Genomic DNA, 14,558 nt, shown 5'->3' on the forward strand with positions numbered 1-14,558 from the left:
CGACGGTGACCTGACCCGGGCGCGGATGCCCGCCGACGTCGACGCCCCCGCCAAGGTCGCCTACGGCCTGACGTTCCACCAACTGGCGATCGTCGCCGCCGGCGCCCTGCTCTTCTACGCCGCGTGGCGCACCCTCCACGCGGTCGTGCCGACCCCGGTGCTCATCGGCGCGGGTGTGGTGCTCGGCGGGCTCGCCACCGGCTTGGCGCTCGGCCGCCGAGACGGCCTGTCCATGGACGTGTGGCTGCTGCACGCGATCCGCCACACCCGCGCCCCCCGCGCGCTGTCCAACGCCGGCATCACGGCGGACACCGGGGTGCCGGACTGGGTCGACACGCCCAGGAGCGGGCGGGAGCCGCTGCCGGCGCCGTTGCGGCTGCCCGCCGACGCCATCGACGACGACGGGGAGATCAGCCTCGGCGCAGGCAGGGCGGCGATCGTCGGCGCCACCACGGTGAACCTCGCCCTGCGCACCCCCGCCGAGCAGGCGGCCCTGATCGACGGGTGGGGCAGGTGGCTCAACAGCCTGTCGACGCCCACGCAGATCGTCGTGTCCGCGCAGCCGGTCGACCTGGCCTCCCACGGCCGGGCCCTCGCCGCCGCCGCGGACGCCCAGCCGCACCCGCGACTGCGGGCGGCGTGCGCCGACCACGCCGCGTTCCTCGCCGACCTCGCCTCCCGGCGGGACCCGCTGCGCCGGCAGGTCCTGATCGTCCACCGCACGACCGCCGGCGAGAGCAGCCGCCGCGCTGGCCTGCGCCGCGCCGACGACACGGCACGGACGCTGTCCGGCCTCGGCGTCGGCCCGCAGGTGCTGGACGGCCCGGCGGTCACCGCCGCGCTGGCCTGCGCCACCGACCCCTACCGGCCACCGCGCCCGGGCGGCCTGGCCGCGCCCGACGCCGTCATCACCGCCGCTGCCCCCGCCCACACGAAGAGGAAGACGTCATGATCAGGAAGAAAGGAACCGCGGGAGGCGGCGCGCCGCCGCAGGCGGCCTCGTTGGCGTCGGCGGTCGCGCCGGCCGCGGTCGAGGTCACCCCACGGTGGCTGCGCGTCGGCGACGGATATGCCGCCACCCTCGTGGTGACCGGCTACCCCGCTGAGGTCGGCGGCGCGTGGCTGGAACCGCTGCTGTCCTGGCCTGGCCGCCTCGACCTGGCCCTGCACATCGAGCCGCTGCCGGCGCCGATCGCCGCCGCCCGGCTGCGCACCCAACGGGCCCGCCTGGAGTCATCTCGTCGGGCGGACTCCGACCGGGGCAGGCTGGCCGACCCCTACGTCGACGCCGCCGCCGAAGACGCCGGTGACCTGGCCGAACGACTCGCCCGCGGCGCGGCGAAACTGTTCCGGGTCGGGCTGTACCTGACCGTGCACGCCCGATCCGAGGCCGACCTGGCGCAGGCGTGCGCGCAGGTGCGGGCCGCCGCCGCGTCGACCCTCCTGGACGTGCAGCCGGCGACCTGGCGGCAACTGGCCGGCTGGACCACCACCCTGCCGCTGGCCACCGACGGGCTGCGGATGCTGCGGACCATGGACACCCAGGCCTTGGCCGCCGCGTTCCCGCTGGCCAGCCCGGACCTGCCCGCGCCGCTGCCCGGCGACCCGCCGGCCACCGGCGGGGTCCTGTACGGGGTCAACCCGGCCAGCGCCGGCATCGTCTGGTGGGACCGGTGGGCGCAGGAGAACCACAACTCGGTCGTTCTGGCCCGATCGGGGGCGGGGAAGTCGTACTTCGTGAAGCTGGAGATCCTGCGCAACCTCTACCAGGGTGTGCAGATCGCGGTCGTGGACCCTGAGGACGAGTACCTGCGGCTGGCCGACGCGGTCGGTGGCAGCGTCGTCCGGTTGGGCCTGCCCGGCGTGAAGATCAACCCCCTCGACCTGCCCGTCGGCGACCGCCGCCCCGACACCCTGACCCGCCGCGGGCTGTTCCTGCACACCCTGATCAGCGTGATGCTCGGCCATCAGCCGCCACCGGCGGAACAGGCCGCGCTGGACCGGGCCATCCTCGCCGTCTACCGGGCCGCCGGCATCACCGCGGATCCGGCCACCCACCACCGGACGGCGCCGCTGCTGCGCGACCTCACGCAGACGCTGCGCGCCGACGACGACCCGGCCGCCGCGACGCTGGCTGCCCGGCTCGCGCCCTGGGTGCAGGGCAGCTTCGCCGACCTGTTCGACGGCCCCACGACCCAGGCCCCGGTCGGACACCTGGTCGTGTGGTCGCTGCGGCACCTGCCCGACGAGCTGCGCACCGTCGGCACCCTGCTCGCCCTGGACTCGATCTGGCGCGCCGTCGACGCACCGCGACGCCCGGCGCAGCGGCGGCTCGTCGTGGTCGACGAGGCGTGGCTGCTGATGCGCGACGGCGAGGGTGCCCGGTTCCTGTTCCGGATGTCGAAGGCGGCACGCAAGCGCAACGCCGGGCTGACCGTGGTCACCCAGGACGCCGCCGACGTGCTGAACACCGACCTCGGTCAGGCGGTGGTGTCCAACGCCGCCACCCAGGTACTGCTGCGGCAGGCCCCACAGGCCATCGACGCCGTCGGGGAAGCGTTCGGGCTCACCGGCGGCGAACGACGCCTGCTGCTGTCGGCCCGCCGCGGCCACGGCCTGTTGATCTCCGGGGTGAACAGGACAAGCTTCGAGTCGATCTCCTCCGACGCGGAGCACGCCCTGTGCACCACGGACCCGGCCGAGCTGGCCGAGGGCGACGAGGAGGACGACCTGTGACACCACCCCTCGACGCCCTCGGATCCGTGCTCACGTCGCCGCCACCAGCTCCCAGCTCCACGTTCGGGCCGGGCGCCGGCGCCGTTCCACCTCCTACAGGACCGGGGGCTGCCCTGGTCGACGCCGCCGTGTGGGCCACACAGCGACCGTGGTTGGCGGCTGTCGCCGCCGGGCTGCTGGTCGTCTGGGTCGCAGCCCGGAACATGGTCGAGATCTGGCGGCACCGCCACCACGGCCAGGGCGCGCGGCTGGTGACGATCGCGCCGCCGCCCGAGGTCGACCCGCGTAGCGCGGGCGCGTTGTGGGCCAACCTCGCCGGCGTGCTCACCCCGTCGAGGCGGCGACGTCTGCTCTACGGCGCCCCGCACGTCGTGTGGCAGTACACGTGGTCGGGCCGGCAGCTGCTCATCTCGATCTGGGTGCCCGGCACCGTCCCGCCAGGGGCGGTCGAGGCGGCGGTGCGGGCAGCGTGGCCCAGCTCGGCCACCACCACCGACACCAACCCGCCACCGCCGATCCCCCTGCACGCGCACCCCGCCACCGGCGGACACCTGCTGCCGGTGTTCGCGGAGTGGCTGCCGCTGGCCGTCGATCACGACGCCGACCCGCTGCGTCCGCTGATGTCGGCCGGCGCGCAACTCACCCCCGGGGAGTACGCGTGCGTGCAGATCCTTGCCCGCCCGGCCACACCCCGGCGGGCGGCACGAGCCCGCCGCGCCGCCGGACGGCTACGCGCCGGCAAGACCGCCGCCCCGGCCAACAACCCGGCCGCGCCGCTGCTGTGGCTGCTCGACGCGTTCCTACCCGGCAACAGCGGTGGCGGCCGGGCCACCGCGCCCGCCGCCCGACGGGATCCGACCATCGAGCGGGACGTGCGGGCGATCCTGGACAAGACCGCGCACCCGTTGTGGCAGACCGGCATCCGGTACGCCGCCGGCACCACCAACCGGCGGCGTACCGGCGCGGACCCGGGGGGTCGGCTCCGGGGCATCGCTGACACGCTCGCCTCGGCGTTCGCCGTCCACACCGGCCGCAACCGGCTCACCCACCGGGCCCGGATGACCGCGCCGGCAGCTGTTCTCGCCGCCCGCCGGCTCGGCCCCGGATTCCTCACCTCTACCCCGGAACTCGCCGCCCTGGCGGCGTTGCCGCAGGATCTCGCCGTGCCCGGCCTGGACCGGGCGCGGGCGGCGTCCATGCCGGCACCGGTCGCCGTCCCCGGCGGCGGACGCGGCGTGAAGATGCTCGGCGACGCCGAGATCGGTGGCCACAGTGTCGGGCTGTCGGTGGCGGACGCGAGATATCACACGCACGTGATCGGATCGACGGGCTCCGGGAAGACCACCCTGCTGGTCAACCTGACCCTCGACGACATCAAAGCCGGCCGCGGCACCATCGTCATCGACCCCCACGGAGACCTCGTCCTGGACATCCTCGACCGGCTCCCCGCCACCGTCGCCGACCGCGTCGTGCTCTTCGACCCCGATCAGCCGAACCCGCCGACGCTGAACCCCCTTGAAGGCGATGATCCTGACCTGGTCGTCGACAACCTGGTCAGCATCTTCGGCAGCATTTTCCAGAAGGCGTGGGGGCCACGGATGGACGACGTCATGCGGGTGGCGTGCCTGACCCTGCTACGGCACAACAACGTCACCCTCCAGCACATCCCCCCGCTGCTCAACAGCCCCCAGTTCCGCTCCGCCATGACCGTGGACCTGGACGACCCGGCCGGGCTCAGCGGCTTCTGGCAGTGGTACGACGGCCTCAACGACAGCCTCCGCTCCCAGGTCATCGGGCCGGTCCTCGCCCGGCTGAGGTCCTTCCTGCTGCGCGACTTCGTCAAACGCACCATGCGCTACCCGCGCTCCAGCTTCGACATGGGCAAGGTCCTCGACGACGGGGTGCTGCTCGTCCGCATCCCCAAAGGCGTCCTCGGCGAGGACACCAGCCGGCTCCTCGGCTCCCTGATCCTCGCCCAGGTATGGCAGGCCGCCACCGCCCGCGCCGCCACCGCACCCGAACGCCGCCGCGACGCCACCCTCATCATCGACGAGGCCCAGAACTTCCTCACCCTCGCCAACAGCCTCGACACGATGCTCGCCGAAGCCCGCAAATACCGGCTCTCCCTCGTCCTCGCCCACCAGGACCTCGCCCAGTTCCCCCGCGACCTGCTCGCCGCCACCTCCGCCAACGCCCGCAACAAGGTGTACTTCACGGTCGCGCCGGAGGACGCGAAGGTCCTCGCCCGGCACACCCTGCCCGAACTCGGCGAGCACGACCTCGCCCACCTCGACGCCTACACCGCCGCCGCCCGCCTCGTCGTCGACGGCCGCCAGACACCGGCGTTCACGATGAAGACCCGCCCACCCAAGCCGGTCGTCGGCGAGGCGACCGCCATCCGGCAGGCCGCCGCGGCGGCGGTACCGGTCCAGGACACCAGCGCCGTCGACGACCTCGTCGAACGGCTCAGCCGCAAACCCGACGACCGGCGCAACCGCCCGAAGAGCGACCGCGCCTGACCGTCCTCTGCCAGCCGGTGGCGTCGCCCGGGTCGCCCACCGGCTCGTCACCAGGATCGCCACCCGTGACCGCCCGACACCCGCCGCGCACCCCTGACCTGGGCTGTCAGTGCCGCACACACCCCCTGACAGCCCCTCCGCGCTGCCCTCTCCGGTTCCAGACACCCCTCCCGATCGGGAGGGAACCCCTTCGCCTAGGAGCAAACGCCGTGTATTCCCGTGTCCCGCCCCTGTCCAGCAAACCGGACCCCCTCGCGGTGTTCGGCCGTATCGTCCCCCGCGACCACGCCCTCCTCGCGCTGCTCGCCGAGCACTACCTGCTCTCCACCGACCAGATCACCAACGCCTTCTTCGACAACCGCCGCACCGCCCAACGGCGGCTGACGATCCTGCACCGCCTCGACGTGCTGCACCGCTTCGCCCGCAGCGGCGCCCACGGCCGCTACGGATCCCTGCTCTACACCCTCGGCCCCGTCGGACTGCAACTACACCCGACCAGCTACCACGACCCGAACAGCCCCGGCGGCAGGACGCCCCGCAGCTCCCTGGAACGCGCCAAGCGGATCGCCGCCAGCGGACAGGTCAACCACCTGCTCGGGGTCAACCAGTTCTTCACCGACCTGATCGCCACCGCCCGCCGCGCCGACACCGTCCGGCTGTCACGGTGGTGGTCCGAGCAGCACGCCACGACCGTCTACGCCCAGGCCGGCATCCGCCCCGACGGCCACGGCGTATGGACCGTCGGCGACACCTCCACCGGGTTCTTCCTCGAGCACGACAACGACACCGAGAACCTCGCGCGGGTCGTGGCCAAGCTGCGCGGCTACGAACGCCTCACCACCTTCGGCCCCCGCTACCCCGTCCTGTTCTGGGTCCCCAGCCGACGCCGCGAGACCAGCCTCCTCAACGTGCTCGCCGGACTGCGCACCGTAAGCCCCATCGCGACCGCCGTGCACGGCCCCGACCCCGCCGGCCGGGTGTGGACCCTCGTCTCGGACCCCACCCACCGCAGGCACCTACACGAACTGCCCTGCGACCACGGCCCCGACACGGTCACCAACCCGCAGCGCTTCGACGACCTGTAGGACTCACACCGCAGGTCAGCGGCACCGACCTCTCGGACCGAGGGCCTCCGCGCAGGTCGACCACCGACCGCGTCTGCCAGCGGCCACGATCGTTTGTGGGAGGCCCGGAGTCTCACAGCGTCCGCGCCGACGGACGGCCAGCCCGGGCCGGAACGTCTCACCGTGCAGGTCAACCCCATTCTTCGGCGACCATCTCGCCGGAGCGGCCTGACAGAACAGGCCGCTACCTTTCACGGCACCAACAGCACCCACACATATCTCCACCCGGTTCGGTCCCACCTCGGAACCACCGCCGCACCCACCGGTGCGCCACGCCCACCCGCCCCACCCAGGGCCGGTCGGCGCCGCGCCGCGCGGCGACCCCAGGTCGCACCGCGCCACCCCGCACCACCCCTCTCCCTTGCGACCGACCCACGCACCCGGTGGGCCGGTCATCTCCGCGCGTCCTCACGCGCCCACACCCCAGGAGGATCTGCCATGGCCAAGAACCCGGCCCGCAAGGCCACCCCGCCAGCTGCCACGCCGACGGCAACGGTCAGCACCATGATCGTCTGCGTTCCGGACGACCTGCCCCGGGAAGCCCTGACCACGCACCAGCTCGACCGCAACTTCGGTGTCCAGGGCACCCTGTCGCCCCGGTTCTGGGCCTCTCCCGCCATGTACCTGTGGCAGCGCGGTCAGATGTTCGGATTGCGCAAGGGCCGTCCCGCCTACTGCGCGGGCGGACCGGTGCGACTGCTCGACCTGCACGGCATGCGCCAGGCCGCCGCCATGGGAGCGGGCATCCGCCACCAGCTGTTCAGCCAGGTCGTGCACGGCACCAGGCCGGCCACCCCGTGGCACGTCTACGCGGCCCGCCACCTGGCGGACCCGACCAACTACCCCTACGACAGGGCAGCGGCGGACTTCACCCACCAGCCCCGGGTCAACGCGATCCGGATGCACAACGCCGCCGCCTACGGCACCGGGCGGATCGCCCTCGGCGAGCTGGAGATGTACCAGGCCGGCTCCATGGCCTACCAGCACCACAGCGCGTTGACCGCGATCGCCGGCGACGCGCTGATCACCGCCGAGGGAGCCAAGCTGGCCCCGGCCAGCGACGCCCTGGCCGACCGGGTCACCTACCTCGACCAGGCCCACCGCCTGCTCGCCGCCATCGACCCCGACCAGCGGCTGCTCGCCGTAGCGCTCTGACAGCCTCGACAGGAAGGACACTGCCATGGGCCGCGTCATGTTCCTGCTCGACGAGGTCGAGCAACTCGCCGACGCCTGCCTGCGCGCCCAGCACGGGAACACAGGCGACCGGGAGGCGCCCCACCCGGCGCTGCGGGTGATGCACGACGAGTTCCAGCGGATCTACCTGACCGGTACCAGCGCCTCCGCCGGTGAGCGCCACCGCCTGCGGCCCGTCACCTGCAGCCTCGCCGGCTGGCAGGAGACACCGGTGCTGACCGGACAGCTCACCGGCAGGCGCCACCGACGGCTGCGCCCGGGTCGTCTCGGCGACATGCCGCTGCGCGGGCCGGAGAGCGACCTGCTGCGTCTCATCCAGTCCGGCGTCGACGCCGGCTGGAGCACCTTCGTCGTCGACTACGTCGACGGCGCCGTCATTCCCGGTGTCGGCCGCGGACGCTTCCGCGCCCCGCACTGACACCGTCCGGAACCGATCGGGCCAGCAGCCGCCATCCCTGTACCCGAAGGATGCGCGCTGCTGCCCGGTCGGGCTCCGCCACCCACCTCTCGCCCCAGGGGCTACCGCGACCGCCGCAGGTCTCCGACCAGCCGGCGGTCCCTACGGACGGGTGTCCGCCGAGCACCTCGGCCGCGACCAGCCGGCCCAGGTTCGTCGTCCCGGCCCCAGCCCCAGTCCTCGTACCCGAGGCGCGGCGCCTGGCCTTGATCCGCCGGCCGCCCCAGGCAGGGGCGCCTGTCGCGCTGTCGGCCGGCGGGACGGCCGCCCTTTCCCTCTTCCGCAGCCGCGACCGCATCGCCCGGCAGGCCGCTGGCATCCCGGTCGCGCCCACACAGCCTGCGGCGAACCATCCCGGCTCGCCGTGATCATCCTGCCCGAAGGGACGAAGCATCATGATCCGAATCCCGATCTGCCCCGCCTGCGCCGAGCCGGTGGCAGACCAGCCAGCCCAGGGCTGGACCGGCGCCTACCGCAGCCGCGACTGGTGGTGGCACCTCACCGACAACACCCCCATCTGCTTCGACACGAACGGCAGGCGCTCGCAGGCGGTGTTCGTCGAGGACGGCCTTCCCGCCGACAGCCAGTCCAACGCCTGGCTCGACGCGATGAGCGAGTTGTCCACGATCGGCGGCCCCTACGACCCCGCCCGCCTGGGCGGCGCGGTCACCGCCGCTGAGCACCTGCACCGCTGGCTGCACACCGCCACCGGACCGTTCAGCGCCCTGACGGCCCTGCCCGCGCCCGCCGACGTCGCGTTCCTGGTCGGGCACCTGCACCGCACCAACCGGCTGCTCGCCCGAATCCACGCACAGGTCGGGGCCTACGTCCTCGACCAGGCCCGCCAGCCGCAGTTCACCGGCCTCACCGACGACAGCGACCTCCACGACGAGGTCATCGACACGGCCGACGACATCCACGAGTGCCTCCAGGACGCCGCCGACGCCTGCGCCCAAGCGGCCCAGACCGTCGGCGCGGCGTGGTCCGACACCCGCAAGCTCACCACCCTGACCGCCACCGAGCACGGCCGGCAGGCGTACCACGACACCCTCGCCACGGACACCGGTCACGAGCCGACGAGCGCACAGGTCGCGCCCGAGCTGTTCGACACCCACGAGCCCTCACCCGGCCGGCTGGCCGAGCTGATCGGTGCGGCCTTCGGAGACGAGGCCGGCTTCAGCCCGGAGCTGACCCACACCGCCGCGCGGATCCTCGGCACCGCCGCCAGCTATCTGGCCGACTGCCTCGGCCCAGCCCGACCAGCTGCCATTCCCACCCCGCACGACCTCGCCGATCTCACCACTTCCCTGACCTACCTCACCCGCACCCTCCTGGGCGGGCTGCGGCGCCTCGCCGACAGTCCACGCGGCAGCGAGAGCGACGGCCTCGATGACGCTGACGCCTCCGCCATCCGGGCATCCCTCACCGACGCCGCCGACGCCCTACGCTCCGCCGCGAGCCACCTCGCCACCGTCTCCCACACCGCCGCCCCCGGACAGCGAGACGAGGAGCAGCGGTGACCGACGGCAGCGCCCCCACCGGCGACACCGGCACGACCCCACGGGGTGCCTGACGGTGGTGGACCGGAGCTTCGGCGAACGCGGGGGAGGCTACGGCCTCACCGAGATCCGCCGCACCGGCGGCGGCCACCGGCTGCGGGTCCGGATCCACCGCGACCCCTACCCGCAGCAGAGCCACGCCCTCATCGAGGTCCTCACCCCCGCCATGACCTGGACCGTGCTCGCGGACGAACCCGCCTCGGCCTGGCACCCGGCCACGCCGTACCGCAGCACCAGCCCGACACCGCTGGAGAACCTCGCCGAGCGGCTCTTCCAGCGGGCACTCGCGATCCTTCACGCCGGGTAGGTCAACCCCCTCAACGGGGAGCAGCACTTCAGGAGCGACGCTCCCGCGGTGACCAGGGGCGCGAAGCGCGCACCTTGGTCCGTTCTCGACATCCCCCAGCACGCCAGCTCCGGCCGGTGCCCGGCCGAAGACCGCACTGCGCCCACGGCCCGCAGAACCACCCGCCGACGCGCCCACGGAGGGCGTCCACCTCGCGGTCGTCGTCGGCGGCGGTCACGGGACTGAACCACCACGACCGCGGACGACGCGATCCCGCTTCCGACGCCACCTCACCCCCTTGCCCACCCCACCGCTGTCCCGGCGCTATGCCCGGCGCCCGGGTCTTATCCGTATCCGATGAGAGGAAACCCCTGATGGCAACCACGATGACCGTCGTCGTCACCGACGACCTGGACCACAGCACGGACAACGTCGGCACCTACCGCTTCGCCCTCGACGGCGTCGTCTACGAGATCGACCTCGCCCCGCACAACCTGGCGCGGCTGAGGGAGGCGCTCGCCCCGTACGTCGCGGCCGGACGCCGACTCCCGAAACGCGCCGCCGCCACCCGCAGCAGCGGCGTCCGCGGCAGCCGCCGCGCCGACGCCGAGGTCCGCGACTTCTGGGCCACCCACCAGAAGCAGATCGGGCTGCCACCGCACCGCGGTCACGGCCCGATTCCCCCCACGGTCCGCGCCGCCTACCGCGCCGCCCACTGACCTTCACCACCGAGGAGACCGACAGACATGCGCGCTATCGATGCGCCGCCGCGGCCAGCAGGGGGTTCCACCGCATCCCCGCGACCGTTGCCGTCGGTGAGTCCGTGGTCGTCACCTGGTGTTCGGGAGATCGCGGCCGACGTCACCACCTGCGTCGGCCAGCCCTTCGACCACGCCGAGCACCTGCTGTACGGGTGCTCCTCCATCGGCGGGCCGCACGGTCGCGGTCTCGGTGCTGCGGGAGGACCTGTGGGGCGATCCGGTCCACGCCTTGGCCGTCGACGGCCAGCCGGCGCCCCTGGACACCAGGAGCACGGCCCGCCCCGCGGCCGTCATCGCCTACGCCGCCTGGCAGGCCACCCTCACCCCGGCGACCCGGCGGAACCGCTGATGGGCCGTCTCCGCTTCGACCCCGCCGGATGGCCGGGGGCAGCCGATGCCGACCGTTGACTACGAGCCGGCCCGGGGGAGCACGGCCGTGTTCTCCGGCCGGTGGCTGCGCTACGAGCCGGTCCCCGGCTTCCACCGCTACCACGAGGGCTACCGGGCCACCGTGGTCGGCTGGTGGAACGGGGCCTGCGAGTTCACCCTCGACCGCGACGCCGTGACCGCCCTGGCCCAGATGTTCACCGCGATGGCCGACCACGTGGGCGGGGACTGGCGCACCGTCGACTTCGACGGTCACATCCTCACCATCGTCCGGCCGGCATCTCTCGGCGGCGGCGTCCACCTCGCCCATCCCGCCGACGGGCGTTACCGCATCGGCTGGGGCCTGCCCTGGCGGCCCGTCGACCCCCACCGCTGCGACCGCGTCTTCGGCCAGCCGTAACCCCACGCCCCACCAGAACGGGCGTGAGGGCCCCACCGCAAGCGTCGACGGCGTCCCGAGATCCGGTCACCGCACTTGATCACGGGGCGCCGTCGAAGCGTGCATCAGTGCACGCCACACACCGCCACGGACCGACCAAGACTAATGAGGAGGACATGATGGACAGCGAACCGGAGCAGACCAGCCCGCCCAGCGCGCTCGACCGGATCGCCGCCGCTCTGGCGGAACTGGGCCAGGACACGGCCGCCGCGATCGCCCAGCAGGCCGGGGTGGGTTACTCCACGGCCACCAAACGCCTGCGCCTGCTGGAGGAGGCCGGCCGGGCCGAGGCGTTCCGCGCCGACGACGGGCGCACGCTCTGGCGGCAGCCGGCCAACGCGACAGCCAGCGGCGACAGCGGCGCCCCGCCGCCCGCCGCCACGACCGCCGCCGACCCGGAACGCGACAACCCGACTAGGCCCCCCGCGCCGGAGCAGGACACCGGGACCGCGGTGGCGGCGGGACCGGGAGGGCAGCCCGCCGGGGACCTGCCCGACGGTGGGCCGTCGCCGGCCCCGCAGGCCGGCCTGGAGCAGCCGTCCACGCAGGACGCGCCACGTCAGCCGGAGGACAGCCGGAGCGGACCGGCCGCGACCGCGATCGACGGCGACGCCACCGCGGCCCGCGCCGAGGACGGCGCCGCCGCCGAGAACCAGGGTCAGGCGGACTCCGGTCAGGACCCCGACCTGGCGGGCAGCAACGCCTCGGTCGTGGCCAGCGGCCCGGAAGACGCCGCGAACGCGCCGGCCGGCGGGAAGCCGCCCCGCCGGTCCAAGGGCAGCCTGCGCGGGGCGATCCGCGATGTGTTGGTAGCCCATCCCGGCCGGCCGTTGCGGATCAGCCAGCTGTGCAAGGCCATCGACGCGGCCCACGAGGGCAGCGGCTCGGCGAGGGCCAGCGCGGGCGCGGTCGTCAACGCCGTGCACAAGCTCGTCGCCGACGGCGTGGCCGTCCAGGTGGCCGAGAGGCCGGCGGCCTTCCAACTCGCCGCGACGACCGACGACTGATCCCACACCGTGGTAGCCCGGGGTGGGCGTCAAACTTGGCGGCTCACGCCCACCCCGGTGCTCCTTCACCAACCAAGGAGCGATGCCGAGTGTCTCACCTGTACTCCTACCTGACGGCGGCCGGCGGTGTCCTCGCCGGTCTCGCCGCCGCAGCGGCCCCGCTCATGCGGCAGCGGCGAATCATCCACCACCAGCGACAGGCCCTGGCCGCCCGCGAACGGGACCGGTCCCACTGGCGCCACCTGGCCACCCACAGCGACACGAGTGACCTGCCGAACCGGCGGGCCCTGCGAACCGTCCTCGAGGCCATGTTCTCGCTCGGGGAACCGCTCGGGCTCGTCCTGATCGACCTCGACCGGTTCAAACAGGTCAACGACACCCACGGCCACGAGGCCGGCAACGACCTGCTGCACGCGGTCGGCCAGCGGCTGGTCGCCATCGGGCCACCGGTGGCCCTGGCGGTCCACCTGTCCGGCGACGAGTTCGCCCTCGTCATCCACGGCGACCACGACGACATCGAGACCGCCGCCCAGGCCGCCCACCGGGGCGTCTCGGACAGCCCGTACGACATCGAAGGCCAGCAGATCGCGATCACCGCCAGCGTCGGCTACGCCGCCGCCGAGCCGCACATGCTGCCCCGCGACCTCCTGCGCGCCGCGGACCAGGCCATGTACCTGGCCAAACGCGCCCGCGGCGGCACCCATGCCCACGACCCCGGCCACGACCCGACCCCGGGCGGCAGCGTCCGCTACCGCGACCTGCGGTAACCCGCCCGGCGCCCGCCTCACCGGCAAGCGCTCGGCAACCCCTGAAGCCCCGCGGGCCAGCCGGCCTGCGGGGTCCGCACACGTCAAGGAGCCGACCACCGTGATGTCCTTCAACGCCGTCCGCGCCCTCACCGGGTGCCTCCTGGACGTCGAGGCCAACGCCGACCTCCTCGGCTGGGGCCAACCACCTCTGCTGTTGCTCGTCCAGGAGCGGCCCGCCCCGTCAGCGGCCAGCGGCACACGACGCCAGATGCGCGTCGCCCACCTCCCGCTCAACGACACCCGCCTGGGCCGCTACCGGGCCGGACTCGCGGACTTCCTGCCGGACCTCGCCGCCGCGCTGCGCGCCGACCGGCCGGTCGGCCGGCCCACCCTGGCGGCCTGCGTCGACATCGGCCTCATCGCCGACCTGCTCGCCGACCCCGCCCCCGGGCTCCGACTGCTGGCCTGGGCCGTCCGCTACGAGGACGTGCTCGTCGAATCCGACGACATCCACGAGATCCGCCGGATCGACGCCGTCGACGCCGACCGCCGCGGCTACCAGATCACCAGGCAGCGGCAGGAACCGTATCCCGTGGTCTGCGTCGACGAACCCCACTGCCACGGCGACGCCCCGGCCACCCGCTCCGGGCTGACGCGTCTCGTCGCAACCACCAGACGGCCCGACCGGCGCGCCCCGCGCCCATGACGCACACCACCAACGACCAGCGCGGCCGGCCTCGGTCTCGCGCGAGACGACTTGACCTTCATGGAGAGATGAGCGTCGATCAGACCGGTCATCGTCCGAGCCGTTCATCAGGCACGACACCGCCGAACTCGGTCGGACGCTGCCCCCTGCCCGGAACCTGAAGGAAGGTCGCCCGCCATGTCCGACCGGAGCCGAATCCGCCCGTCCCACCGCGCCCTGTTGCCCGGCGACGTCACCGATCCGCTGCTGTGGCGGCTGGCCGTCGACGTCCTCACCGCCCACCAACCCGGGCCCGACAACCGGTGCGTCAACCTGCAGTGCGCCGACCAGGGGCCCGGCCCGTGCACGGCCGCCAGGCAGGCACAACGGGCGATGCGCGCCGCCCGCGCCGCCGCGCCCCAGCCGGCGGCCCTGCCGCAGCCGGCGGTCGACAGCCGCGAACGCGCGCCGCAGCGGCGTGCGCGCGATGTCTGCGGTTTCGTCGGCTGGTTCACCGCCGGACTCGCCGCCACCGCCGGACACCTGCGGTCGCGGGTCCCGCAGCGACTGCCGCGCCGGGTTCCCGGCGCGGCGCTCACCGCCGCGTACGCCGCCTGATCCCCGACCCCGGGCCGCGAACAGCCCACGGCCACCC

At 73.7% G+C, this 14,558-nt stretch carries 15 protein-coding genes; all 15 read left to right on the forward strand.

Annotated features, from left to right (window positions below; all coding sequences use genetic code 11):
• Positions 1-25 precede the first annotated feature (25 nt).
• The 15 genes from O7606_RS20375 (at position 26) to O7606_RS20445 (ending at position 14,521) form a co-directional block, all read left to right on the forward strand.
• Positions 26-952: a PrgI family protein gene (locus O7606_RS20375; RefSeq protein ID WP_281599775.1), complete on the forward strand. Its 927-nt coding sequence runs from the start codon at positions 26-28 to the stop codon at positions 950-952.
• Positions 949-2,736 carry a DUF87 domain-containing protein gene (locus O7606_RS20380; RefSeq protein ID WP_281595621.1) on the forward strand — a complete coding sequence of 596 codons (1,788 nt, stop codon included), beginning with the start codon at positions 949-951 and terminating at the stop codon, positions 2,734-2,736. Before O7606_RS20375 ends, O7606_RS20380 begins: the two co-directional genes overlap by 4 nt.
• Positions 2,737-2,849: 113 nt before the next feature.
• Positions 2,850-5,255 (forward strand): DUF87 domain-containing protein, encoded by a 2,406-nt coding sequence (locus tag O7606_RS20385; RefSeq protein WP_281599776.1) that lies wholly within the window; start codon positions 2,850-2,852, stop codon positions 5,253-5,255.
• Between the two features lie 209 nt (positions 5,256-5,464).
• Positions 5,465-6,340, forward strand: coding sequence for a replication-relaxation family protein (locus O7606_RS20390; RefSeq protein ID WP_348651115.1), 876 nt, complete (start codon positions 5,465-5,467; stop codon positions 6,338-6,340).
• Positions 6,341-6,817: 477 nt separating this feature from the next.
• Positions 6,818-7,534, forward strand: a complete 717-nt coding sequence (locus tag O7606_RS20395; protein ID WP_281595623.1) for a hypothetical protein — start codon at positions 6,818-6,820, stop codon at positions 7,532-7,534.
• Positions 7,535-7,559: 25 nt separating this feature from the next.
• The gene (locus O7606_RS20400; protein ID WP_281595624.1) at positions 7,560-7,991 is read left to right on the forward strand and encodes a hypothetical protein; all 432 of its coding nucleotides are present in this window, start codon (positions 7,560-7,562) and stop codon (positions 7,989-7,991) included.
• A 434-nt stretch (positions 7,992-8,425) separates the two neighbouring features.
• Positions 8,426-9,550, forward strand: coding sequence for a hypothetical protein (locus O7606_RS20405; RefSeq protein ID WP_281595625.1), 1,125 nt, complete (start codon positions 8,426-8,428; stop codon positions 9,548-9,550).
• A 55-nt stretch (positions 9,551-9,605) separates the two neighbouring features.
• Complete coding sequence (locus tag O7606_RS20410) at positions 9,606-9,896, forward strand: hypothetical protein (protein WP_281595626.1); 291 nt, start codon at positions 9,606-9,608, stop codon at positions 9,894-9,896.
• A gap of 353 nt (positions 9,897-10,249) precedes the next feature.
• Positions 10,250-10,594: an Lsr2 family protein gene (locus O7606_RS20415; RefSeq protein WP_281595627.1), complete on the forward strand. Its 345-nt coding sequence runs from the start codon at positions 10,250-10,252 to the stop codon at positions 10,592-10,594.
• Between the two features lie 232 nt (positions 10,595-10,826).
• Entirely contained in the window at positions 10,827-10,985 is a 159-nt protein-coding gene (locus O7606_RS20420; RefSeq protein ID WP_281595628.1) for a hypothetical protein, read from the forward strand.
• 45 nt (positions 10,986-11,030) lie between these two features.
• Positions 11,031-11,423 carry a hypothetical protein gene (locus O7606_RS20425; protein WP_281595629.1) on the forward strand — a complete coding sequence of 131 codons (393 nt, stop codon included), beginning with the start codon at positions 11,031-11,033 and terminating at the stop codon, positions 11,421-11,423.
• A gap of 158 nt (positions 11,424-11,581) precedes the next feature.
• Complete coding sequence (locus O7606_RS20430) at positions 11,582-12,469, forward strand: winged helix-turn-helix domain-containing protein (protein ID WP_281595630.1); 888 nt, start codon at positions 11,582-11,584, stop codon at positions 12,467-12,469.
• Positions 12,470-12,558: 89 nt separating this feature from the next.
• Positions 12,559-13,236, forward strand: a complete 678-nt coding sequence (locus tag O7606_RS20435) for a GGDEF domain-containing protein (protein ID WP_281595631.1) — start codon at positions 12,559-12,561, stop codon at positions 13,234-13,236.
• A 103-nt stretch (positions 13,237-13,339) separates the two neighbouring features.
• On the forward strand, positions 13,340-13,924 hold the full coding sequence (locus O7606_RS20440; protein ID WP_281595632.1) for a hypothetical protein: 585 nt from the start codon (positions 13,340-13,342) through the stop codon (positions 13,922-13,924).
• Between the two features lie 177 nt (positions 13,925-14,101).
• Positions 14,102-14,521: a hypothetical protein gene (locus O7606_RS20445; protein WP_281595633.1), complete on the forward strand. Its 420-nt coding sequence runs from the start codon at positions 14,102-14,104 to the stop codon at positions 14,519-14,521.
• Positions 14,522-14,558: the final 37 nt, after the last annotated feature.

Source organism: Micromonospora sp. WMMD882 (assembly GCF_027497255.1).
GTDB lineage: Bacteria > Actinomycetota > Actinomycetes > Mycobacteriales > Micromonosporaceae > Micromonospora.

Bases quoted from the DNA above. Each gene is read 5' to 3' on its own strand.
- O7606_RS20375 (WP_281599775.1), top strand. From the start codon at position 26: ATGCCCGCCGACGTCGACGCCCCCGCCAAGGTCGCCTACGGCCTGACG.
- O7606_RS20380 (WP_281595621.1), top strand. From the start codon at position 949: ATGATCAGGAAGAAAGGAACCGCGGGAGGCGGCGCGCCGCCGCAGGCG.
- O7606_RS20395 (WP_281595623.1), top strand. From the start codon at position 6,818: ATGGCCAAGAACCCGGCCCGCAAGGCCACCCCGCCAGCTGCCACGCCG.
- O7606_RS20400 (WP_281595624.1), top strand. From the start codon at position 7,560: ATGGGCCGCGTCATGTTCCTGCTCGACGAGGTCGAGCAACTCGCCGAC.
- O7606_RS20405 (WP_281595625.1), top strand. From the start codon at position 8,426: ATGATCCGAATCCCGATCTGCCCCGCCTGCGCCGAGCCGGTGGCAGAC.
- O7606_RS20415 (WP_281595627.1), top strand. From the start codon at position 10,250: ATGGCAACCACGATGACCGTCGTCGTCACCGACGACCTGGACCACAGC.
- O7606_RS20425 (WP_281595629.1), top strand. From the start codon at position 11,031: ATGCCGACCGTTGACTACGAGCCGGCCCGGGGGAGCACGGCCGTGTTC.
- O7606_RS20430 (WP_281595630.1), top strand. From the start codon at position 11,582: ATGGACAGCGAACCGGAGCAGACCAGCCCGCCCAGCGCGCTCGACCGG.
- O7606_RS20440 (WP_281595632.1), top strand. From the start codon at position 13,340: ATGTCCTTCAACGCCGTCCGCGCCCTCACCGGGTGCCTCCTGGACGTC.
- O7606_RS20445 (WP_281595633.1), top strand. From the start codon at position 14,102: ATGTCCGACCGGAGCCGAATCCGCCCGTCCCACCGCGCCCTGTTGCCC.